This window comes from Coleofasciculus sp. FACHB-542 (genome assembly GCF_014695825.1).
In the GTDB taxonomy this organism is placed as follows: Bacteria; Cyanobacteriota; Cyanobacteriia; order Cyanobacteriales; family FACHB-T130; genus FACHB-T130.
In genome coordinates this window covers 1-21,887 of record NZ_JACJPB010000053.1, presented here as the reverse complement: position 1 = coordinate 21,887, position 21,887 = coordinate 1, and the positions used below count along the sequence as shown (strand labels likewise).

The window sequence follows — 21,887 nt, the reverse complement described above, 5'->3', positions numbered from 1 at the left end:
CTCCCTCTATTTGCCTCTCCCCCTCTCCTGAAACCTGTATTCTCAGTTCTCAGCCCTCAGCCCTCAGCCCTCAGCCCTCAGCCCTCAGCCCTCAGCCCTCAGTCCTCAGTCCTCAGTCCTCTCTAGTTTCTAGCCTTGAGCTTGTAAACCCACCTGTTCGGCAGCTTGGGCTAATTCAGTGGCAACACGAGCTGAGTAAGACCCAATCATCCACCAAATTAAAGGTGACAACCAACCGCGCAACGTCACTGAATAAGATACATACGTGCCGCAGACCGTCGATTCTACCTGGTACGTCACCCGTTTCTCAACTCCTGGGATTGCCAGCATTCTCACACTGAGTAACTCACAGGGACGGACACGCTCAACAAAAACCCGGATGGGAATAGGTAGCCAGCGCGTGACTACCTTGTAAATCAATCCCGGTTTGGCAATCAACCCGCTGGGGACATTGGTGCTGGCAAGTAGAGGATGCCAGGATACATCGCCAATATTGATTAATTTTTGCCAGAGGACATCCACCGAAGCAGAACTAACGGCGCGGTAAGTCCGAACCAGGGAAAACTTAAAGGAAAAACCCTCTCGACCAGCGATAAACTTTAAGGAAAAATTGAGAATCACAACACTCCTCCTCGCACCAAGTCTTCAAGGGAACTTATTACTTTAATCCCTGGGATCATTAGGTAGCATCCCCCTGTAGGATATTTCGATAGCCTGTAGACGCTTTATTCAACTTGCTGCTTGGGTTCAGCAGACCCGATTTAAGATAGGCTGTAAGTTCCCCTGCGATCGCATAGAGTTGAGTGCTTTGACCCGATCAAAGCGGCTCACCCTCACCCCGAAAAGCAAGCTGACGTGGTACAAGCGATCGCGCCCTTACAAGCCGGTATCCTGGGTGAACTCAGGCGAACTCCCATGCTGACGTGGTACAAGCGATCGCGCCCGTACAAGCCGGTATCCTGGGTGAACTCAGGCGAACTTCCATCCCGATTTATTCAATTCAATACCTTTTTTCTTTCCCAACCGCTTTTGTGAACAATATTGACTTGAGATTATGACAGCTTTTCAGACGGACGTAACTACTTCTGCTAAGGTTTTGCCCCCAGATGACTCGAAAGCTAGGGTCAGCCAGTTTATGCAGCAGCTGCAAGACCAAATCTGCGAAGGTTTGGAACAACTGGATGGAGTTGGGAAATTTCAACAAGATGCCTGGGAACGAGAAGAAGGCGGCGGCGGTCGTTCCCGCGTACTTCGCGAGGGCGCAGTTTTTGAACAGGGTGGCGTTAATTTTTCTGAAGTCTGGGGTCAACAGTTACCTCCGTCGATTCTGGCGCAACGCCCGGAGGCCGCGGGACACGGCTTTTATGCGACTGGTACCTCAATGGTGTTGCATCCGCGCAATCCCTACGTCCCAACGGTTCACCTCAATTATCGCTACTTTGAGGCAGGGCCAGTTTGGTGGTTTGGCGGCGGGATCGATTTAACCCCTTACTACCCATTTGCGGAAGATGTCGCCCAATTTCACCGCACTTTAAAGCAAGCCTGCGATGCCCACCACCCAGAGTATTACCCCACGTTTAAACTCTGGTGCGATGAATATTTTTATCTGAAGCACCGACAAGAAACGCGGGGCGTTGGAGGACTCTTCTTTGACTATCAAGATGGTCAAGGAGCTTTGTATCGCGGCCCGCACGCCGATGGCCCAGCCGCTGTGTATAGCAACCAAGTGGGAACGCCTTCCCCGCGCAACTGGGAAGATTTATTCGCCTTTGTGCAGCATTGCGGTCAGACATTTTTACCAGCTTACGTTCCCATTGCCGAACGTCGGCAAAAGATGGAATATAGCGATCGCCAGCGGAATTTCCAGCTTTATCGTCGCGGTCGCTATGTGGAATTTAACCTCGTCTACGACCGAGGCACCATTTTTGGTCTTCAGACGAACGGGCGCACCGAGTCAATTTTGATGTCTTTACCGCCTCTAGTTCGCTGGGAATATGGTTATCAACCCGAACCGAACACCCCAGAAGCCGAGCTTTATGAAACTTTCTTAAAGCCACAAGATTGGGCAAACTGGACACTTCCCTCGGAATCGCCGGTCTGAGTTAGACTACGGGAAAAATCCCGCTCTCATCGCACCCGGTTGATATACTTGCCCATCTTTAGAGGTGAGTGTCCGTGCTTCACATCGACCAGAAAACATACACGACCCAAAACGGCACGAAGATTATCGTTTTGACACCAACAGGACGGCTGGATATCACCACAGCTTTGCAATTTCGCGTGAAATTACAAGAGAGTCTTTATACACTCAGTCGTCATGTGGTCGTAAATCTTGGGAGAGTGAATTTTATTGATAGTTCTGGTCTCACCTCATTGGTGGCAGGGATGCGAGATGCGGACAAGGTAAACGGGAGTTTCCGCCTTTGCAATCTGCTTCCAGCCGCCAAGGTGGTGCTGGAAATCACCATGATGGATTCGGTATTAGAAATCTACGAGAACTGTAACGACTGCTTCAACCCCCCGGATGCCCCTGGAACCATCCTCTCCCCTAGAAGAGGAGGCGATCCCTTTTTTCCGGATATTGAAGCAGAGTTGTGAGTAACACTGGAATCTTCTACCTGTATGATTCTGAGTGCTATCTTAGTGGGCGATCGCTCAAATCTAGTTTGTTAGAAGCCGAATTTAATGTAATTTTTTTCAAGCTTTGCTTTAAGATTAGGCGAGCTGAGTTTTTGGTAGCTCTAATCTCTAAGTTAGAGTTAGACTACTGAAAGCTCAAATCATGGGAGCAATCGTAGTAAAATGCGGCTCCTATCTAGATATTAAATATAGACGGAGCTTCCGGAGCAAGGAGGTCTTGGTGATTCATATCGATCAGAGAACACATACGACTCAAGACGGGACGACAGTCATCGTCTTAGCCCCCACTGGACGCCTGGATATTACAACCGCATGGCAGTTTCGTCTGAAGTTGCAGGAATGTATTTCCAAACTCAGTCGCCACGTAGTTGTGAATCTCGGTCAAGTTAATTTTATTGACAGCTCTGGTCTAACATCCTTGGTGGCAGGAATGCGAGATGCTGACAAAGTAAAAGGCAGTTTCCGCATATGTAACGTCCATCCAGAGGCAAAACTCGTTTTTGAAGTCACCATGATGGATTCGGTGTTTGAAATTTTTGAAACCGAGGAAGAGGCTCTTGAAGGAGTGCCTCGCAGCATGGTCAGCTAAATTATTCATGAGTTATGCAGTCAATCGTCCTTAACTAAGGACAAAAGATTTCAAATTGCTAGCTCAGCGGAAAAATCTTCGCGCTTAGTGAAAATATAGGGGCCAAGCAGTGCCCCCCAGATGGCTCTGCCTGTTTGGGGGTCAATTCCCTTGTCATAGCTTCTAAATTCTTGATGCCGCGCCTCAAACCCCAGAAAAACCTGGTAAGTTTCTCCTTGATAGGTAAAGCAGCAGGGGGCATCAGTCGCGGGTGCGGTAGAAAAGTTATAGGTATTTTCAGCTAAGGGTTGCTGAGTGACGGCGAGGGTACAGCCGGGGAGAAGTTCCATCTGTTCTGGTGTAAGCGTCTTCAGCAAGGCTGGATTTTGACCGGCACCTCTGACCCGATCGGGATCTTTCAGCATATAGTATTGCACCATCAGCGAGGCTTGGGAGGTGTCGCTGTGGCGCAGGCGCAGAATCCGAGGACGATAGGGACGATCCAGTTGCAGGAAGTTCGCTTGCTCTGCAAACAGGGTGAAGCTATCTTCTGCAAACAGCGGTACGGGTCGCAGCCAAAGGCGGAGGTTTACGTACCAAGCGGGTTCTCTTGTCGCTTGTTCTGAATTCTCAAATTCTCCAGCTATATATTGAGCCAGGAGCGTTAGTTCAGGAGAAAAAGTCATTGGGAATGGCTAATCGATAATGGGTAATCAGCAATCGGAATTTAGGATAAGGAAGGCGTATCTCTAACTTCTAAGACCCTTTTCCCAATTACCAATGAATAATTTCTGCGATCCCCGGCATTGTATCGCCGGGAGTCTCTACAAGACATTGCCTTGGCAAAGGTGTCCAAAAGCTGTGACAATGAGTTTACATCGCCCTCAAACTTAAAATTTTCCGGTGAATAACGTCCGCACTGTATCAGACACCAAAAGAACTTTCTATACCCTACACACCCGCCCCATTAACTCCATCTACCGGCGGGTGGTAGAAGAGTTGATGGTGGAAATGCACTTGCTTTCGGTCAATGTGGACTTTCGCTACGACCCCATTTATGCATTGGGCGTGGTGACATCCTTTAACCGCTTCATGCAAGGCTATCGACCAGAACGAGATAAAGAACCGATTTTTGAAGCCCTCTGTCGAGCAGTCGAGAACGAGCCGCAACAGTACAAGCAGGATGCCCAGCGGCTGGAAGAATTAGCCATGCGTCTGGGTGGGAAGGATATCGTTGCCTGGTTAAACCCAACGGCTCCTAGTCACGGCGCTGATGACTTGCACGCTGCTGTGCAGGCGATCGCTAACAATTCTCCGTTTAAGTACAGCCGTTTGTTTGCGATTGGTTTATTTACGCTGCTGGAAGTAGCAGATTCCGATTTGGTAAAAGACGAAAAGCAGCGGATTGAGGCGCTCAAGCAAATCTGTAATGCCTTAAACCTGCCAGAAGATAAATTACTCAAAGACCTAGAGCTGTATCGCAGCAATTTGGAGAAAATGGCTCAAATGCAGCTGGCTATGGAAGATATGCTAAAAGCAGATCGAAAAAAACGCGAGCAACGTGGGGATAAAGGGGTTGTGGTGGCTCCTCCCAATAGTTCTCCAGAATCAAGCGTTGCTCCAGGCACTTCTCAAGACTAGGCAACTTGTGTTGAAGCTGAGAAAGCCTTCCGTATGATAGCGATCGCTCATCCGATTCCCTTTTGATGGGCTAAACATCCGTAAGTGGTGATGGGTCTTCAGTCATTTGCCAAGAGTCATTAGCAACAAACTAATGACTCTTGGCAGATGATTTAAGGGTTCGCTTTCTTTAGCGTTGTTGATTACCAACTGCTCTCCAGAAATGAAGTTCGGTTTGGCATCTCGGTGGTGAAATGCAGCCTCCCCTCGCAGCACTTATCCCAGCTTTCCAAGATCCGCACTAAGTTGAGAGATTAGCCCGGAAGTCAAGTTCCGGGCTGGCTTGGCACCTGACTCAGCAGCCGGCAAGATAGGAGTTCCCGTACATATCCGCGTCTGCGATCGTCAGCAGCTCCGGATGCTTTCACCAAAGAGAGCTATTGGTTACACCCAGATACTGCCGATGTAGCCTTAAACCAACGCTTCTAGGCGCTGGATGAGTTGTGGGGCTGTCAGCACACCCTCAATGCGCTCAACTACCTGACTATTTTTAAATAAAACCAACGTTGGTAGGGCGTGAATTTGATATTGGCTCGCCAAGTTTGGATATTTATCCGTATCAATTTTTACAACCTGTAACCGTTCGTTCATCTGGGCGCTTACCTGCTCCAGAATCGGGACCATCATCTGACAAGGACCGCACCAAGTCGCGTAAAAATCCACCAACACTGGCTTTTCAGACCCAGACAGTAACTCTTGGAAATTGTTGAACTGCTTTTTAGTTGCCATGCGATCAAAGTGTTTTCTGCTCTTTCACGACAATCGTAATCTTTTGGCGTATTGATTCGTTCAGTCCGAGGTACGAATCGACCTAAGATCGTTAGCGCAGTTAAATAACCGCGTTCATAACGGATCGAGAGGAATTTATTGATGGAAGCATTGCCAGAGAGCCAGCAAAGATTGCGCGGACAGGTTGCCATCGTTACCGGCGCTTCACGAGGAATTGGTCGAGCGATCGCCCTAGAATTGGCATCTGAGGGAGCCAGTGTAGCGATTAACTATGCCAGTTCTAGTGGAGCAGCCGAAGAAGTGGTGAGTGAAATTACCGCAGCAGGCGGTAGTGCGATCGCCCTCCAAGCAGACGTATCCAAAGCCGATCAAGTAGACGCCCTCCTGAACACCGTGATGGAGAAGTGGAAGCGCGTTGATGTCTTGGTGAATAATGCTGGAATTACCCGCGATACCCTGTTGTTGCGGATGAAGCCGGAAGATTGGCAAGCCGTGATTGACCTTAACCTCACTGGCGTCTTTTTGTGTACGCGAGCCATCAGTAAGGTGATGCTGAAGCAACGCTCCGGGCGCATTATTAATATTTCATCCGTTGCCGGTCAGATGGGCAACCCCGGTCAGGCAAACTACAGCGCTGCCAAAGCGGGAGTGATTGGGTTTACGAAAACCGTCGCCAAAGAACTCGCCACTCGCGGCATTACAGTCAATGCTGTTGCCCCTGGATTTATCGCCACCGATATGACGAGCAATATCAAATCAGAGGAAATCTTAAAATTCATCCCCCTCGGTCGTTACGGTCAACCAGAGGAGGTTGCTGGTTTAGTTCGATTCCTAGCCGCCGATCCGGCTGCCGCCTATATCACGGGTCAAACGCTCAATGTGGACGGCGGTATGGTGATGGCATAGCGACCATAGCGGCAGAGGACTGTGAGCGTAGTGACGCTCTCCTCGCGGTCGGAGTGGGAAAGAGAGAGGCCGACAAAGAATAACATCCATCACTGCTTACTATGGAGTTAGTCTTGCTCCCTGCGAGGGAAACTATGCGAATTTCTTTTGAACGGACTGGCGGCTTTGCTGGGATGCGCCTGACAAAAGTTTTTGACACTACGACTCTGCCTGCAAATGAAGCAAATCAGCTGCGCCTCCTGATTGACGCAGCTGATTTCTTTGATTTGCCTGCCGCGATCGCTTCCAACACTCCCCAACCCGACCGCTTTCAGTACAAGCTAACGGTGGAAGAAAACACTCAGCAACATACCGTTTTAGTGAGTGAATCCGCCGTACCTGGAAACTTAAGACCGCTGCTGGAATGGCTGATGGCAGCTGCACGCAGAAATTAAAAATGAAGAATTGCCTCTTCCATTTTTAATGCACGCATTTTTAATTTAAATCACTCCCACTTCTTCCCAACCTTTGCGGACTGCATTTTGCTCCTTGGAGCCTTCGCCGTAGAGTTCTCCAGCGACTGTAATGAGAGTATTCGCAGCCCGTTTAAAATTCGCTCTAGAGCGCAGGCGATCGCGTAAAGCGATATACCAGATTTTCCCTGCCTTTTCCCAAGCGTAGCCGCCAATTTCCACTGCTGCTAAATAAAAGGCACGGTTGGCAATCCCTGAGTTAATATGCACGCCTCCGTTATCTTCCAGCCCTTTGTAGCGGTCTTTATAAGTCGCAGGCTGGGGGTCTTTGCCTAGCACTGGGTCGTCGTATGCTGTCCCCGGTGCCTTCATTGAGCGAATCCCAACGCCCTTAACATTGGCGGTAAACAAACCTTCCCCGATAATCCAGTCAGCTTCCTCGGCTGTCTGATTGAGAACTCGCTGTTTTACCAGGGAACCAAAGACATCGGAAAAAGATTCATTCAGAGCGCCGGATTCGCCGTAATAGATTAGATTGGCTTCATATTGGGTGACGCCGTGGGTTAGCTCATGCCCAATCACATCAATCGCCTTGGTGAAGCGTTCAAAAATCTCTCCATCCCCATCACCGTAGACCATTTGGTCGCCGTTCCAAAAAGCGTTGTCATACTTCACGCCAAAATGAACCGTCGAGTCCAAACGCAGCCCTCGATTGTCGATGGAATTCCGCTCGAACACCTGCTCGTACAAGTCATAAGTTGCACCCGATCCGTCGTAGGCTTCGTTGATCGCGGCATCTTCGCTGGGAGGATCGCCTTCACTCCGCACCAAGGTGCCTGGTAGATCGTTGCCATTTTTAGCATCAAAGATGGTACGACGCTTCTCTCCCGCTGATGCTGCGAACGAGATATTTCCCACTGTCAAGCGCCGTCCGCGAAACTGTTCTGACACGGTTAAGGTTTGAAAAGCCCATGCCCGCTGCTCAGGGTTGCCATTCTGGAGAACCTCCTTCAGCATATGAGGAGGAACGATACAACAAATGGGATGAAGTCTATCGCCGCAAGGTTGCAGCCCTACCGCTCTTTTTTTTGGTGAACGCATAAATTATTTCCTTTGTCAAGGACAGAGCATCAAAAAGTGGATGATAAACGCATTCAATCCAATCCGCTCTAGTTATCGAGAATTCGGCAATTTCGTTACAAAAAGTAACTCAAACGTGCCATTGATTGCTCTAGCTGTTTATTATGTACCTCCCCCATATCAGTCGAGGTGAGGACTCTCATCCTCTCGGATTAGCACTCTGTGCCAGTGAGTGCTAAATTGACTAATGGAAGCGCTCTGAAAACCTAAAACATGGCAAAAATCGTTGCATTTAATGACGAATCGCGGCGGGCACTAGAGCGGGGCGTGAACGTCCTGGCAGACGCCGTTCGCATTACGCTGGGGCCGAAAGGGCGGAATGTCCTTCTAGAGAAGAAGTTTGGCGCACCCCAAATTGTGAACGATGGTATCACCGTTGCCAAGGAAATTGAATTAGAAGACCCCCTGGAAAATACAGGCGCTCGACTGATTCAGGAAGTGGCATCCAAGACGAAAGATATTGCGGGTGATGGCACGACGACAGCGACGGTTCTGGCTCAAGCGATGATTCGTGAGGGCTTGAAGAACGTAGCGGCTGGGGCAAATCCAGTGAGTTTGCGGCGGGGAATCGAAAAAACGATCGCCTTCTTAGTGGAGGAAATTGTAGCGATCGCGAAACCAGTGGAAGGTAGCGCGATCGCGCAAGTGGCAACCGTCTCCGCTGGTAACGATGAAGAAGTCGGCAAAATGATTGCCGAAGCGATGGATAAAGTCACCAAAGACGGCGTGATCACCGTTGAAGAATCTAAATCGATGGCAACGGAACTGGATGTCGTCGAGGGGATGCAGCTGGATCGCGGCTACATTTCTCCCTACTTCATCACCGATTCCGAACGGATGGTGGTGGAATATGAAAACGTCCGGATTTTGATGACGGATAAAAAAATCAACTCTATCCAGGATTTGATTCCCGTCTTGGAAAAAGTTGCCCGTTCCGGTCAAGCTTTGCTGATTATTGCCGAAGACATCGAAGGAGAAGCTTTGGCAACTTTGGTGGTAAATAAAGCGCGGGGCGTACTGAATGTAGCCGCCATCAAAGCGCCTGGATTTGGCGAACGCCGCAAAGCGATGCTGCAAGATATCGCCGTTCTCACTGGCGGTCAGCTAATCTCAGAAGAAGTTGGTTTGAGCCTAGATACCGTCTCCCTGGAGATGCTGGGAACCGCTCAGAAAATCACCATTGATAAAGAAAACACCACCATCGTCGCTGGTGATGCCAAGACGGCAGATGTGCAAAAGCGGATTGCCCAAATTCGCAAGCAGCTAGAAGAAACGGATTCTGACTACGACAAAGAAAAGCTGCAAGAGCGAATTGCTAAGCTTGCCGGTGGTGTCGCCGTCATCAAAGTGGGTGCGGCGACCGAAACCGAACTCAAAGACCGCAAGCTGCGGATTGAAGACGCCCTCAACGCGACCAAAGCTGCTGTGGAAGAAGGTATCGTTCCTGGCGGTGGCGCGACGCTGATTTACCTGAGCAAGAAAGTTGCTGACATTAAAAATAGTCTGGACGCCGAAGAAAAAGTCGGTGCTGACATTGTGGGCAGATCTCTAGAAGCTCCCCTGCGCCAGATGGCAGATAATGCCGGTGTCGAAGGCTCTGTCATTGTTGAGAAGGTGCGCGAGACTGATTTGAATATCGGTTACAACGCAGCTACTGACACATTTGAAGACCTGATCGCTGCTGGAATTATCGACCCCGCGAAAGTTGTGCGTTCGGCGTTGCAAAATGCCGGTTCGATTGCTGGGATGGTGTTGACCACTGAAGCCCTGGTTGTCGAGAAGCCTGAGAAGAAAGCGGCTGGTGCCCCCGATATGGGCGGCATGGGCGGCATGGGCGGCATGGGCGGCATGGGCGGCATGGGCGGCATGGGTGGCATGGGCGGCATGGGCATGATGTAGTCCATTGTTCGCGTCCCCAGCGCCCACAGGTTGAAACCTGAAGCTAAAAAAACAAAGCCCACCTTTGTGGACTGAAAGAAAAGCAGCTTGTCTCAAACGGCAAGCTGCTTTTTTGTAGCGATCGCTCATTGTAAGAGTGTTACAGTATTGAAAAATTATAGGGTTCAAACCTACTTAACTGGGATAATTCCTCAAACTTCTGTTTAATCAGCATTTTAGGAAAATTTTCAGTAAATACTGTTACTTTAGGTAAATCATCGGGAATCTTATATGAAGGTAGTTCCTTAGATATTTTTCTTTCAGCTAGAGGATTAACTTTAACAATGCTAGTCTTTTTTCTTCACGGGGTTGCTACACGGGATGTTAAATATGGAGATAAATTGAAAGGTTTTATTACAGAAGAGTTTACCAAAAGAGGTGAATTACTCCCTCACTTTTATTATAGTTTTTGGGGCGATGTTTTAAATGATGTTGGGAGGATGTGGAACTGGATTCATCAAGATTTACAGGAAGTTAAAAAGGAATCTCCAAATTTAGATATTCAAACCATTTTGAGGTATCAACACTTTAGACAAGGCTTTCTATCTGAATTCGTTGGAGATGCTTTCACCTACCTTAATCAAGAACGGGGCGTAAAAATTAGAGAACTGATTGCAGATCAACTAGAGGACTTTATAAGACGTAACCCTGAAGAAACTGACCTTCATATTGTTGCCCATTCCTTGGGAAGCGTCATCCTATGGGATAGTTTGTTCTCCGATAGATTTGATTCTGATGATGCGGCGTTTCATATTCGTACAATGATTAAAGGACTAGGTGATTCCACCTCCAAAAGACAAGTTTACCTAAGGAGTATTACCACAATGGGTTCTCCTATTTTATTCTTTAACACCATGTTAGGTATTAATCCTAATAAAGTTAAATGTTTTGCTAAGAATTATAAAAACCAAGGTTTGAGATGGATTAATATAATTCATTCCTCTGATATTATTGCCTATCCGCTTCGGACAAGCTTTAACATTAATTCGTCTGATAACATATTTTTACAAGATGAGTATATTTTAGATCATGCTAACCTGGCGGAAAATACTGCCTATACTGTCGGTCAAGTGGATGCAGCCTTAGCTTTAGGAGTTGTTGATGCTCATCACTGGTATATGAATTGTTCTAAAACAGCTAATTTAATTACTGATAATATTTTATCTGGTAAAAATATTATGTATGATGTTATATCTCGCTTAAAAAAAATACCTGAAGTTAAAAATGTTTTAACTCCAGTAAACTATATCTTTGATAAAAAATTACTGCATCTAAATTTTAGAGATGGTAGCGGTAGTATACAAATGTATGTTAATTTTGCCAATATACACCATGTTTATATATTCGATACTAATGAAGATCGCAAATTTGCAGGATATTTTGGGTGGAATTATGCTAATAGTTTTCAGGAAGAAATTGAATTAATTAAAAGAGAATTTTGCTGAATAAAGAATAGATAAAATTCTAAAATAAATACTGAATAGGAGTAAATGCAAATGACACAAAGACGCCCCCAGCCTGCGGAAGTAGTTACACAATACAATGTAGACGAAGACGATGATAATTCTTTGTTTGAAGACTTTTACGATAAACCCGGTAGTCTACCAGGAACAATTTTTATTAATAAAAATTCTCCGCCACCCAAAATTATCTTAATTGACTACAACGAGGCAAACCGCATCTGCATGCCACTTGAGACCCCAGCAGCGTGCGCTAGCTATTTGGATACCGAGTCGGTTTCTTGGGTGGATGTGTTGGGCTTAGGAGATGAAGAAATTTTGCGAGAATTGGGACAGGTTTTTCATTTACATCCATTGGTTTTGGAAGATGTGGTAAATGTACCCCAGCGACCCAAAGTGGATGATCAGGGAGACCATCTGGTGCTTATTAGCCGGATGGTGATGCCTAAAGAAAAAGGCACTGGCTTCTACAGCGAACAAGTGAGTTTAATTTTGGGGAAACACTATTTGCTCACTGTGCAGGAGGAACCACTCCGGGATTGCTTTACACCTGTGCGCGATCGCATTCGTCACAATAAGGGCACTATCCGCAAGCGCGGTGCCGATTATTTAGCCTACGCACTGTTGGATTCAATTATTGATGGCTTTTTTCCGGTGCTGGAAGTTTATGGTGAGCGAATTGAAGATTTAGAGGAAGAAGTTATCGCCAATCCTACACGTAAAACTCTAGACAAAATCTATCAAGTTAGGCGCGAATTGTTGGCACTCCGTCGCGCTATTTGGCCCCAGCGAGATGCCATAAATTCCTTAATTCGAGATGGGAGTCCTCTTATTTGTGAAGAAGTACGAATTTATTTAAGAGACTGTTACGATCATGCGGTTCAAGTAATGGACATGGTGGAAACATATCGAGAACTATCCTCTGGGTTAATGGATGTTTATATGTCCTCGGTTGGTAACAGAATGAATGAAGTTATGAAGCTTTTGACTGTGATTTCTAGTATTTTTATTCCCCTCACTTTTGTTGCTGGAATCTACGGCATGAACTTTAATACAGAAAAATCACCATTCAATATGCCGGAACTAAACTGGTATTTGGGCTATCCGCTTTGCTGGGCATTGATGATAGCGATCGCATCTGGGTTAATTTACTTTTTCTGGCGGCGCGGCTGGTTTGATAATTTTTCCACAGTTAAGGATGACTAGCATCATGTTCATAAATTACTTTTCTTATAGCCTGTAATTTTTTGCTAAAAATTAATGGGAGACAAAAATTTTTGTTTTTAATTACTTAATTCTAAAGTACAAATAAGTAAGTTTCTTTTTTTTCAAAAAATAAACTTTGTAATTAAAAACTTTCCCCAATTAACAATTACCAATCACTAATTACTAATTTTGGATGACCGCAATTTATTCATCTTGACTGTCTACATCATCTGTGTCACCTACGTTTTATACCGAGTTTTTAAATCGGTAGATAGAAATCAAGTGATAGTCCATCTCGATCGAGAATCCTTAAATGGACAACTGGAAGCACAAAATCTAAGAGATCGCGTCGATATCCAATTTAAGCTGGAAAAGCGATACCAACTAGATCGACTGCGCGAACTATCGATCCAGATTGACAATAAATCTGCGGAGCATTCAATTGACGTAGACTGGGATCGCAGTTCGCTGACAGATTTCGACGGGCGATCGCGGCGAGTGATTCGCCTGACGCCCAGCATGATTCTGGATCTCTCGCAGCGTCAAGTTTATAGCTTCATTGGATCTGGAAAAATTCTTAAAGAAAAAATAACTGTTGAAGACGTTCTCCAGCGCGACTTGCAAACCGATGTTTTGAAAATCTCAGCGTCCCTTTTTGATCCATCCAAACTCAAAAAACTCTCTAGTCCTGAGAGTACGCTGCACTTTTCTCTAACGCTGGTGCTGCATTTATTTAGGTCTACGAGTGAGACGGGCAATTCCGTTACTCACATTTTGTCTTGTGACTTTACAGTTAAAAAAGCTCCTTGGACAGATGTAATGCGTTGGAATCCCAGAGAAACAACTAAAAAATAAAAATTGAGAAATTCTTAAATTTTTATTTTTGTTTTGGGCACTGGGGAGGCTTTACTTTCATCCAAGCCCCGTTACCACAGTAGGGGACGGTACAGAAAAAGCCCCTACTGGTAACGAGAAAAAAAGCTAGTTTCTAATTTTTAATGGTTAAGCAATGTCTTTGACTGCGTATTGCGCTTCGCAGCGCAAACCAGTGGCAATTCTAAAAAGTTCTTGACCTGTGTGCAGGTAGCCTTCATCATAGTTGAGCGTAAAAAGTTCTAACTCTTCAATGCCATCTGCTACTTGATTGAGGCAGTAGTAAAGGTGAACTGCTGCGCCAGCAACATTGGCTGGATTAGGCAAAGAACGAAAAGCCAGCTGAGCTTGTTTGAGATAGTTACGACACTCTTTCAGGTAAGCCTGAAATTGTTCCATCAGTTCATCATCAAAAGGATCGGCTGAAAGTTGGTCTAGTTGGTCTGCCAGAGGATTGAGAATGCGACAGATCAAGCGATTGACCGGCACATAGACTTTCTGAAGCCATTGCTCCAGTTGTTCGTCGGCATCTATTGCTGTCTGTCGATGCGCGTAGTATCGGTTTTCAGCGTTGGCTTGCTGTTGTCGATGCGCGTAGTATCGGTTTTCGGTGTCGGCTTGCTGTTGCCGCTGCGATCGCGCCGAAGCATCGGCTTGCTGGTATCGCTGCGATCGCGCCGAAGTATATGTCGCTGATGATTCGGCTCGTCGCGACGGATGATTGTTAACAGATTGTTCGTGTCTCAGGCGATCTTTGAGCAGCATCTGGTCATAAGACTGCCGCTGTTGAGGGTCGCCCAGTATTTCGTAAGCAGCATTAATCCGGACAATTTGCTCGTGGTTCGCTGTTTCGCGATTACCATCTGGATGAAACAGCTTCACTAGACGCCGGTAAGCTTGCTTGATCTGTACCGGAGTCGCTGCGGGACTAATATCAAGGGTGTCGTAGTGAGTGGAATCTGTCATGGAAATAGCTTTCTGTCAGAGGCATGAGTCATTAGTAGGTAGAGGTATGACTAATGACTCATAGCTCATGAGCTTTTAACTAATGACCACTAACAGTTACTGTAGCGTCAACCCAGCACAGCTGGCACTCGCGGTTCTGGATCTTGGAACAGGGGTGTACTTAAGTAGCGTTCTCCAAAGCTGGGCTGAACCATGACAATCAATCGTCCCTCATTTTCGGGGCGCTGAGCGACCTTGATGGCAGCATAGAGGGCAGCACCCGTGGAAATGCCGGAAAGCAGTCCTTCTTCACGAGCAAGACGACGACCGTAGGCGATCGCATCATCATCTGTCACTGCGATTACCTCATCAATCAGCTCAACTTTCAGCACTTGGGGAATAAACCCAGCACCGATGCCCTGAATTTTGTGGGGGCCAGGGCGTCCGCCGGACAACACTGAGCTACTGATGGGTTCGACGGCGATCGCTTGAAAACCCGGTTTTCGTGGTTTAATCACCTCTGCAACACCCGTAAGCGTGCCGCCGGTGCCCACTCCAGCGACCAGGATATCCACCTGCCCGTCCGTATCCTCCCAGATTTCCTCAGCAGTGGTTTCCCGGTGAATCTGGACGTTGGCTGGATTGCTAAACTGTTGCAGCATATAAGCATTAGGCGTGCTGTCAACAATTTCTTGCGCCCTACGAATGCAGCGGCTCATCCCCTCAATGCCAGGGGTCAGTTCCAGTTCTGCTCCATAAGCCCGCAGCATCGCCCGTCGTTCGGTACTCATCGTGTCTGGCATCGTCAAGATCAGCCGATAGCCCCTGGCTGCTGCTGCCATCGCTAGAGCAATACCAGTATTTCCAGAAGTCGGTTCCACTAAGATTGTTTTGCCTGGGTGGATCAACCCCTGCTCTTCTGCCGCATTAATCATACTCACGCCAATGCGGTCTTTAACCGAGGCAGCTGGGTTCATACCCTCCAATTTCACCACGATCCGAGCCAAACAGCCTTCCTCTTGGGGAATGCGGTTCAACTGTACTAAAGGCGTCCGACCAATTAATTCTGTAATGTTTTGAGCAATCCGCATAGATTTTAGTTTTTTTCTTGGTTATGAGGAGTCAGAAGTCAACATCAATCATTAAAAAGTGCAAAATTAAAAATTAAAAGAAGCATACTTCATGTTTAATTTTTAGTTTTCAATTTTTAATTTTTAAATGTAATACATGATGTCTAGCTGACGCCTAGAATCCCGTTTTTCTGCTAAATCTTGAAGCGTGTATCCTTGTAAGACCGAATTAGCTGTTTGATGCACTTCCTGCCAGATTTCCTCTACCACGGCACTTTCTACCGTTTTGGAAGTGTTGTTGTTCTCAGAAGGTTTGGCATCCAATCCTTCCAGGCAACTCACAACTTCTAAGAGCGTAATTTTCCAAGGTTCCCGCGACAGCAAATAGCCTCCTTTTGCTCCGCGTTGGCTACGCACTAAACCGCCACGCCTCAATGTCGCCAGCAGCTGTTCTAAATATCGATCGGGGATATTTTGTTGAGCCGCAATCTGCCGAATTTGTAACGGTTCGTTGTCGTTGTAGTGACACGCTAGCTCTAACAGAGCCAACAGCGCATATTCTGTTTTACAGGAAAGTTCCACAAGCTTGAGATCGAGTGTGAGGGATCGTCTATTCCAGTATACCCCGGTTCTCCACCGGAGTTTGCCGGTTTAAGCATTCGGCAATAAAAAAGCCCCGCTAATACGGGGCATAACCGGGTTCGCAAAATTTACGACACAAAAGCTGGGAGCAGGGGATCAAGGGAGAAGAGGGACAGAGGGAGTAATCACCCCTTACCCATTACCACCTCTCCTAGCAATGTGCGGGCTACTACTTCCGTCTCCCTAGAAGCTGAACGTTGTTCTGAGCGTGCCAATAACGGCATCTTCGTTATCGTTGTTTTGGTTGGGAGCAGTAATCCAGATAATGCCGGGAGTCACGGAGATGTTATCCGTCAGCTGGTACTTGTAGAATCCTTCGAGGTGATAAGAGAGATCGTTCTTAATCCCGACTGGGCTGCCTTGAACTTCAAGACCTGCCAAGTAGGGTTCTACACCTGCAAAAATTCCCAGGATATTCCCCCGCTTACCCAAATCGGGGAAAGCCACACCTAATCCGTAGTACCAGACCTCGCCTCTGGTACTATTTTCAACCGCGCTAATATCAGTCTTACCAACGAAGCCGCTCAGGGAGAATCTGTCGCTCAGTCGTAAGGCAGCCTCAAGACCATAGGAGTTAGTGATCAGTGCGGTATCCCTAGCCAGTACTAATGGAAACCGAGCGCCTGTTCCAGTTGCAAGAGTTGGATCGTTAGCTCCGCGAGTACCTGTTACCGGCCTAGCGCCAGCCGAGCGCGGACTTCCACCAAGGTCGAAAATCCCGTCACCCCGGTTATGGTAGCCGTGGACGTAGGTGGCAGCTAAGCCCAAGCGATCGCTAACGGTAAAGTTGAGTTGGGCGAGAGCAGAATAGTCCCCACCGAACAGGCCAACCTTATCAGCAGGGTTATTCCCATTATCTGCCAAGTAACCCAGGCTCAATGAAGTAGGACCGAGAATCGGTGCTGTACCTACACCGAGCCTGATCCCGATACCGGCACCGCCACCGATTCGATAAATAGGACTCTGCTGAGCAAAGGTTGAGAGTGCTGCGGTACCACCGTCTCCGTCATAAAAGTAAGGGTTGAGGACGGGAGCGTAGTCGGCATGAATTCCACCGGCAGCAGCAATGTATACTTTGGAAGCCCCAAAGGGGAACTCATACGCTAGCCAGTCTAGAAAAATATCGTTGTTGTTACCGGGATTCAGGTCAAAGGTCTGGTTGCCCTCGAATGAACCATTAGGCTGAAAAGGTGTAGTGTTACCAGCCGCAAGACGGGTGTGCAATACATCTCGACCCGTGAAGCTGGTTTGGAAGTCTAAACGAACGCGATCGCCAAAAATGGTATTAGTGTCCTCGCGATCGCTAAACTCGTCCGTGACAGCGAAGATCGCTTCACCCACCAATTTGGTGGTTGTCGAGAACTGATGGTTTTCTAGGAACGTCACCCGTCCTTCCAGGTTATCTACCCGCGTGCGGAGGGTTGCCAGTTCTGCCCCAAATTCATCGATCAGCCGCTGAAGTGTGGCTAAATCTTCTTTGGTAACAAAATCTGCTGTAGACGCGGCAATTAATTTCTCGATTTGCAGCAAACAAGCGTTCAAACCCGCCGCAAATTCATAACGGCTCATTGCCCGGTTGCCCCGATAGGTGCCATCCGGATATCCTGCTATACAGCCATAGCGCTCTACTAGGCTTCGCAGCGCTTCGTATGCCCAGTCTGTTGGTTCCACGTCTGACAGTTGGGAGACGTTTGTGACTTGGCTTTGGGAGTTATTTCCTTCCTGGCTGTAGCGATTAATTTGTTCTAAAACGCTGTTGTTGCCAACCGTATTCCCTGCTGGAGCTGTTTGAGCCAGCTTTGAGTCGGCAGCTGGCATCACTGGTACAGATGTGCCTTCAATCGTTTCTACCCCTAGTGCTTGAGCTGAGTCGGCGGTTGCTGGCTCCTGGCTGGGTGCGACTGCCAACTGTTCTGGCGCTTCCGTCGCAACAACTTTCTGCTCTAACTCTGACTTCTCAGCGGTAGGTGAAAATCCAGGGATTGAGCTGACTGTTGGGGTTTCTGGCGCAGTAGCGAGCGCTACTGGCTGCAATTCTGGTAGTGCCTCTACCGTTTGGGGCTGAATCACTTCTTTAGCAGCAGGCGTTTGTGCAGCGATCGCTGCCGATGAAACCACCAATGCTGCCCCCAAAACTGCTGGGCTGAATACCAGCGATCTCCAGATAAATTTAGCCATCTTTCCTCTTTTCCTCACACACACCTTACTTAAGAAAGATTTACATCCTTCTTAATTTTTCCTGTCATCCTACCACAGGCTAGAAATGTCATTAGGTAATAAATCATACAAAAAAGCCCCGCATTGAGCGAGGCTTTACTGATTTCATTTCACAATATTGGGCAAACTGGATTAACCCAACCACCTAAATTCTGTGTTACTAGAAGCTGAACGTAGTTCTGAGAGTACCGATATAGGAGTCGTCGCCCTCCCGTTGGTTGGTACCCGTCAGCCAGACGACGCCGGGAGTCACTGAGATGTTTTCCGTCAGCTGGTACTTGTAGAAAGCTTCAATGTGGTAACCTCGATCATCCAAATTTCGTACCCTGTTACCCTCAAGTTCCAGATTTGCAAGATAGGGTTGGGCACCTGCGAAGATACCCAAAACGTTGCCCCGCTTACCTAGGTCAGGGAAGGCTAGCCCTAGTCCGTAACTCCAGATTTCACCATCCCCGTCACCAATCACTCTGACGTCGCTATAAGAGACAAAGCCACTGAGTGAAACTCTGTCACCCAATCGGAAAGCACCTTGTAATCCGTAGGAGTTACTTACCACGGGAGACGCAGCAAGAAGACCCCCAGTTAAAAAGTCTCCGACGTCCCCTGGATTATTAGCCAAGGCATTACCGACCACACCTTCTCCGCGACCGATATCGAATATCGGGTTGCCAGTGTTATGGTAGCCGTGGACGTAGGTTGCAGCCAAGCCGAAGCGATCGCTGACAGTAAAGTTAAGCTGCGCCAACGCCGAATAGTCGCCGTTGAACAGACCAAAATCGCTACCGGGGTTATTCGCGGAATCATTATCTGCTAAGTAGCCCACAGTTAATGAAGTTGGACCGAGAATCGGCGCTCTACCTACACCCAGTCTCAGACCAGCACCAGCACCGCCCCCGATGCGATAAATGGGGCTGTACTGAGCAAAGGTTGAGAGCGAGCCGTTACCGCTGTCACTCACTCCGTTATAGAAGTAAGGATTCAAAACAGGGGTGTAGTCGGAATGGCGTCCTCCAGTGGCTGATATGTAAACTTGGGAAGAGCCAAATGGGAACTCATACGCCAGCCAGTCTAAGCCAATGTTATTGTTATTTTCGTCGCCGAAGCCGAGGTTAAAAGTCTGGGTTCCCTCCGCTGTTGCAATTGGAGCATCATCAATACCATCACCATCTCTATCGCCGATAGGGGTACCAAAGCCGAAAGCTGCGAGGTTCCCTGCTGCCAAACGGGTGTGCAACTTATCTCGACCTGTAAAGCTGGTTTGCAAGTCTAAACGGACTCTGTCGCCGAAAATGAGATTCGTGTTGTCGTCGTTATCCCCAAATCCATCAGTGACAGCGAAGATCGCTTCACCCACCAGTTTGGTGGTTGTCGAGAACTGATGGTTTTCTAGGAACGTCACCCGTCCTTCCAGGTTATCTACCCGCGTGCGGAGGGTTGCCAGTTCTGCCCCAAATTCATCGATCAGCCGTTGCAGCGTTGCCAAATCTTCTTTGGTAACGAAATCTGCTGTAGACGCGGCAATTAATTTCTCGATTTGCAGCAAACAAGCGTTCAAACCCGCCGCAAATTCATAACGGCTCATTGCCCGGTTGCCCCGATAGGTGCCATCCGGATATCCTGCTATACAGCCATAGCGCTCTACCAAGCTTCGCAGTGCTTCGTATGCCCAGTCGGTTGGTTCCACGTCCGACAGTTGGGAGACGTTGGTGACTTGGCTTTGGGAGTTATTTCCTTCCCGACTGTAGCGATTGATTTGTTCTAAAACGCTGTTGTTGTCAACTGTATTTCCTGCTGGGGCGCTTTGAGCCAGCTTGGCGTTCGTCGGTGCTGCCATCGGAACCGACACGCTGTTGTCTACGCCTAGAGCTTCGGCTGAGTTGGCGGTTGCTGCGTCCTGGATGGGCGTTGCAGCCACCTTAGCTGGCGTCTCTACTACTGGCATTACAGGTACAGACGTGCTATCGAGCTTCTCTACCTTTAGTGCTTCTGCCGAGTTGGCGGTTCCTGCATCTTGTATCGGCGCTACTGCCAACTGTTCTGGCGTTTCAACCTCAACTGCACTCAGCGCTTCGGCTGATTTAGCGGTTGCTGAAAACACGGGGGCTGAGTTAGCTTCCGGGGCTTGGGGTGCAGTAACCAAAGCCACTGGCTGCACTTTCGATAGGTTTGCCTCAGTCGTTTGGGGCTGAATCACTTCAGAGGTTACGGACTTTTCAGCAGCGATCGCTGCTGAAGAAAGCACGAGTGCCGCTCCCAAAACTGCTGGACTTACTAGCAGAGATTTCCACATTAATTTAGCCATCTTTCCTCTTTTCCTCACACACACTTTTTCAGAAAGATATTTCAGAAAGAGTGACAATCCTTCTTGATTTTTCAAGTCATCGTAACACAGATTGGACGGTGCCACCACCTCACCAGCGCCTGAAATGATTGCTAGAGCGCTTATTGAGATTTTTCGTGTTATTTTTCGGATGACCTAAGTCACTCTTTAAAAATGACTTGCGCCCTATCAAAGTCTTTTGTTGTCAACCCATCGCTATCATCTGTTGTCAGTGTTAGCGTCACCTTATTGTACAAAATTTCTCGTAGATGATGCTTTGTTTCTATTGAGATGCAGCAACAGCAACTAATTTGTTAATCTGGGCGATCGCTTCTCCAAACTTTTTTCATTTTCTCTTCTACTGCTTCCCTGGCTAACTTGATAGCTGATGAATGCTTTGTTAATTGCCAGCTCGCTGAGTATCTACGCCATCGCCTTCCTGAAAAAAAGCCCCTAAAAAACTATCCGCCCCCACGGGAAGCGTTTTGGTATCACCATTACACTCAATGTGAGGGCGGTCTAGCGGGTCTTCAAATTAGCACCAGACTGTCGGAAGGAACTCCAAATACCAGCCTAGCTCTTTCAGCCTTTAGTTAATCCCACTAGGGGATTAAAACCGGCTTTTAGAGAACAGCTCCGACGCTCAGCCGGTTAACGCTAATTTGATGACCCATAAATTTACTACTATCACTCATGGGCATCACCTCCTTGTTGCCTGAACGGTCTAATTCTCAAAAGGAGTAGGGTAAAAATCGCTAAGGATTCATTCCCTTCCTTTAGATTAGCACAGGCTAGAGCGGATGTGGGGTGGCTTGAAAAAAAAATACCCCGCCACTCGCGGGGTATCGTTCAATGAGGAGTGCTGTAGGAGCGGGATCGCCCCGCCCATGCTGAGTTAGAGAAAATTAACTCAATATTTCACTCCTGACATTACAGTGCGTTACCGCGAGGCAGAACCTCTTCAGGGAAGATAAAGTTCTCGTGGGGTTGATCCTGAGGAGCCATCCAAGCCCGGATGCCCTCATTGAGGAGAATATTCTTGGTGTAGAACGTTTCAAACTCGGGATCTTCTGCCGCGCGCAGTTCTTGGGAGACAAAGTC

General features: G+C 47.7%; 22 protein-coding genes. 11 read left to right on the top strand and 11 right to left on the bottom strand.

Annotated elements, in window-relative coordinates; genetic code table 11:
• Positions 1-129 precede the first annotated feature (129 nt).
• Entirely contained in the window at positions 130-621 is a 492-nt protein-coding gene (locus tag H6F52_RS22100; RefSeq protein WP_190411696.1) for an SRPBCC family protein, read from the bottom strand.
• 234 nt (positions 622-855) lie between these two features.
• On the opposite strand from H6F52_RS22100, the gene H6F52_RS22095 reads away from it, so the two are divergent.
• The 4 genes from H6F52_RS22095 (at position 856) to H6F52_RS22080 (ending at position 3,229) form a co-directional block, all read left to right on the top strand.
• Positions 856-1,035, top strand: coding sequence for a hypothetical protein (locus H6F52_RS22095; protein ID WP_190536770.1), 180 nt, complete (start codon positions 856-858; stop codon positions 1,033-1,035).
• A gap of 19 nt (positions 1,036-1,054) precedes the next feature.
• Entirely contained in the window at positions 1,055-2,101 is a 1,047-nt protein-coding gene (hemF, locus tag H6F52_RS22090; RefSeq protein ID WP_190536769.1) for an oxygen-dependent coproporphyrinogen oxidase, read from the top strand.
• A 74-nt stretch (positions 2,102-2,175) separates the two neighbouring features.
• Complete coding sequence (locus H6F52_RS22085; protein WP_190425388.1) at positions 2,176-2,598, top strand: anti-sigma factor antagonist; 423 nt, start codon at positions 2,176-2,178, stop codon at positions 2,596-2,598.
• 262 nt (positions 2,599-2,860) lie between these two features.
• Entirely contained in the window at positions 2,861-3,229 is a 369-nt protein-coding gene (locus H6F52_RS22080; RefSeq protein ID WP_190411700.1) for an STAS domain-containing protein, read from the top strand.
• Positions 3,230-3,279: 50 nt separating this feature from the next.
• Here H6F52_RS22080 and H6F52_RS22075 read toward each other — a convergent pair whose 3' ends face one another.
• Positions 3,280-3,894: a chromophore lyase CpcT/CpeT gene (locus H6F52_RS22075; RefSeq protein WP_190536768.1), complete on the bottom strand. Its 615-nt coding sequence runs from the start codon at positions 3,892-3,894 to the stop codon at positions 3,280-3,282.
• 217 nt (positions 3,895-4,111) lie between these two features.
• Here H6F52_RS22075 and psb29 point away from each other — a divergent pair, with 217 nt between their 5' ends.
• Positions 4,112-4,849, top strand: a complete 738-nt coding sequence (gene psb29, locus H6F52_RS22070) for a photosystem II biogenesis protein Psp29 (RefSeq protein WP_190425383.1) — start codon at positions 4,112-4,114, stop codon at positions 4,847-4,849.
• A gap of 450 nt (positions 4,850-5,299) precedes the next feature.
• On the opposite strand, the gene trxA is transcribed toward psb29, so the two are convergent.
• Complete coding sequence (trxA, locus tag H6F52_RS22065; protein WP_190411703.1) at positions 5,300-5,617, bottom strand: thioredoxin; 318 nt, start codon at positions 5,615-5,617, stop codon at positions 5,300-5,302.
• A gap of 141 nt (positions 5,618-5,758) precedes the next feature.
• Between trxA and fabG the strand changes: the two genes are divergently transcribed.
• Together fabG and H6F52_RS22055 are read left to right on the top strand one after the other, a co-directional pair.
• Positions 5,759-6,523: a 3-oxoacyl-[acyl-carrier-protein] reductase gene (gene fabG / locus H6F52_RS22060; RefSeq protein WP_190411704.1), complete on the top strand. Its 765-nt coding sequence runs from the start codon at positions 5,759-5,761 to the stop codon at positions 6,521-6,523.
• Between the two features lie 134 nt (positions 6,524-6,657).
• Positions 6,658-6,957 (top strand): protealysin inhibitor emfourin, encoded by a 300-nt coding sequence (locus tag H6F52_RS22055; RefSeq protein ID WP_190411705.1) that lies wholly within the window; start codon positions 6,658-6,660, stop codon positions 6,955-6,957.
• A 45-nt stretch (positions 6,958-7,002) separates the two neighbouring features.
• Here the strand turns inward: H6F52_RS22055 and H6F52_RS22050 are convergent, their stop codons facing one another.
• Positions 7,003-8,076 carry a M4 family metallopeptidase gene (locus H6F52_RS22050; RefSeq protein ID WP_199300681.1) on the bottom strand — a complete coding sequence of 358 codons (1,074 nt, stop codon included), beginning with the start codon at positions 8,074-8,076 and terminating at the stop codon, positions 7,003-7,005.
• Between the two features lie 252 nt (positions 8,077-8,328).
• Between H6F52_RS22050 and groL the strand changes: the two genes are divergently transcribed.
• The 4 genes from groL to H6F52_RS22030 all read left to right on the top strand — a co-directional run bounded on the left by groL (position 8,329) and on the right by H6F52_RS22030 (position 13,574).
• Positions 8,329-10,014 (top strand): chaperonin GroEL, encoded by a 1,686-nt coding sequence (gene groL, locus H6F52_RS22045; RefSeq protein ID WP_190411706.1) that lies wholly within the window; start codon positions 8,329-8,331, stop codon positions 10,012-10,014.
• Between the two features lie 323 nt (positions 10,015-10,337).
• Complete coding sequence (locus H6F52_RS22040; RefSeq protein ID WP_190536767.1) at positions 10,338-11,498, top strand: hypothetical protein; 1,161 nt, start codon at positions 10,338-10,340, stop codon at positions 11,496-11,498.
• Between the two features lie 51 nt (positions 11,499-11,549).
• Positions 11,550-12,719, top strand: coding sequence for a magnesium/cobalt transporter CorA (gene corA, locus H6F52_RS22035; RefSeq protein WP_190432336.1), 1,170 nt, complete (start codon positions 11,550-11,552; stop codon positions 12,717-12,719).
• Positions 12,720-12,908: 189 nt separating this feature from the next.
• Positions 12,909-13,574 (top strand): hypothetical protein, encoded by a 666-nt coding sequence (locus H6F52_RS22030; protein ID WP_190425235.1) that lies wholly within the window; start codon positions 12,909-12,911, stop codon positions 13,572-13,574.
• 147 nt (positions 13,575-13,721) lie between these two features.
• On the opposite strand, the gene H6F52_RS22025 is transcribed toward H6F52_RS22030, so the two are convergent.
• The 7 genes from H6F52_RS22025 to H6F52_RS21995 form a co-directional block, all read right to left on the bottom strand.
• A complete protein-coding gene (locus tag H6F52_RS22025) occupies positions 13,722-14,558 on the bottom strand; it encodes a J domain-containing protein (RefSeq protein ID WP_190411709.1) in 837 nt (278 codons plus the stop codon).
• Between the two features lie 107 nt (positions 14,559-14,665).
• The gene (gene cysK / locus H6F52_RS22020; RefSeq protein ID WP_190411710.1) at positions 14,666-15,628 is read right to left on the bottom strand and encodes a cysteine synthase A; all 963 of its coding nucleotides are present in this window, start codon (positions 15,626-15,628) and stop codon (positions 14,666-14,668) included.
• Positions 15,629-15,751: 123 nt separating this feature from the next.
• Positions 15,752-16,189, bottom strand: coding sequence for an Rrf2 family transcriptional regulator (locus H6F52_RS22015; protein WP_190411711.1), 438 nt, complete (start codon positions 16,187-16,189; stop codon positions 15,752-15,754).
• Positions 16,190-16,432: 243 nt separating this feature from the next.
• Positions 16,433-18,427 (bottom strand): iron uptake porin, encoded by a 1,995-nt coding sequence (locus H6F52_RS22010; protein WP_190536766.1) that lies wholly within the window; start codon positions 18,425-18,427, stop codon positions 16,433-16,435.
• 199 nt (positions 18,428-18,626) lie between these two features.
• Positions 18,627-20,768: an iron uptake porin gene (locus H6F52_RS22005; protein WP_190536765.1), complete on the bottom strand. Its 2,142-nt coding sequence runs from the start codon at positions 20,766-20,768 to the stop codon at positions 18,627-18,629.
• A 179-nt stretch (positions 20,769-20,947) separates the two neighbouring features.
• A complete protein-coding gene (locus H6F52_RS25385) occupies positions 20,948-21,031 on the bottom strand; it encodes a hypothetical protein (RefSeq protein ID WP_347275959.1) in 84 nt (27 codons plus the stop codon).
• A 685-nt stretch (positions 21,032-21,716) separates the two neighbouring features.
• Positions 21,717-21,887: photosystem II protein D2 (locus H6F52_RS21995; protein ID WP_190536764.1), on the bottom strand; the 171-nt coding region annotated here is incomplete at its 5' end.

Bases quoted from the DNA above. Each gene is read 5' to 3' on its own strand.
- hemF (WP_190536769.1), top strand. From the start codon at position 1,055: ATGACAGCTTTTCAGACGGACGTAACTACTTCTGCTAAGGTTTTGCCC.
- H6F52_RS22075 (WP_190536768.1), bottom strand. From the start codon at position 3,894: ATGACTTTTTCTCCTGAACTAACGCTCCTGGCTCAATATATAGCTGGA.
- trxA (WP_190411703.1), bottom strand. From the start codon at position 5,617: ATGGCAACTAAAAAGCAGTTCAACAATTTCCAAGAGTTACTGTCTGGG.
- fabG (WP_190411704.1), top strand. From the start codon at position 5,759: ATGGAAGCATTGCCAGAGAGCCAGCAAAGATTGCGCGGACAGGTTGCC.
- H6F52_RS22055 (WP_190411705.1), top strand. From the start codon at position 6,658: ATGCGAATTTCTTTTGAACGGACTGGCGGCTTTGCTGGGATGCGCCTG.
- H6F52_RS22050 (WP_199300681.1), bottom strand. From the start codon at position 8,076: ATGCGTTCACCAAAAAAAAGAGCGGTAGGGCTGCAACCTTGCGGCGAT.
- groL (WP_190411706.1), top strand. From the start codon at position 8,329: ATGGCAAAAATCGTTGCATTTAATGACGAATCGCGGCGGGCACTAGAG.
- H6F52_RS22040 (WP_190536767.1), top strand. From the start codon at position 10,338: ATGCTAGTCTTTTTTCTTCACGGGGTTGCTACACGGGATGTTAAATAT.
- corA (WP_190432336.1), top strand. From the start codon at position 11,550: ATGACACAAAGACGCCCCCAGCCTGCGGAAGTAGTTACACAATACAAT.
- H6F52_RS22025 (WP_190411709.1), bottom strand. From the start codon at position 14,558: ATGACAGATTCCACTCACTACGACACCCTTGATATTAGTCCCGCAGCG.
- cysK (WP_190411710.1), bottom strand. From the start codon at position 15,628: ATGCGGATTGCTCAAAACATTACAGAATTAATTGGTCGGACGCCTTTA.
- H6F52_RS22010 (WP_190536766.1), bottom strand. From the start codon at position 18,427: ATGGCTAAATTTATCTGGAGATCGCTGGTATTCAGCCCAGCAGTTTTG.
- H6F52_RS22005 (WP_190536765.1), bottom strand. From the start codon at position 20,768: ATGGCTAAATTAATGTGGAAATCTCTGCTAGTAAGTCCAGCAGTTTTG.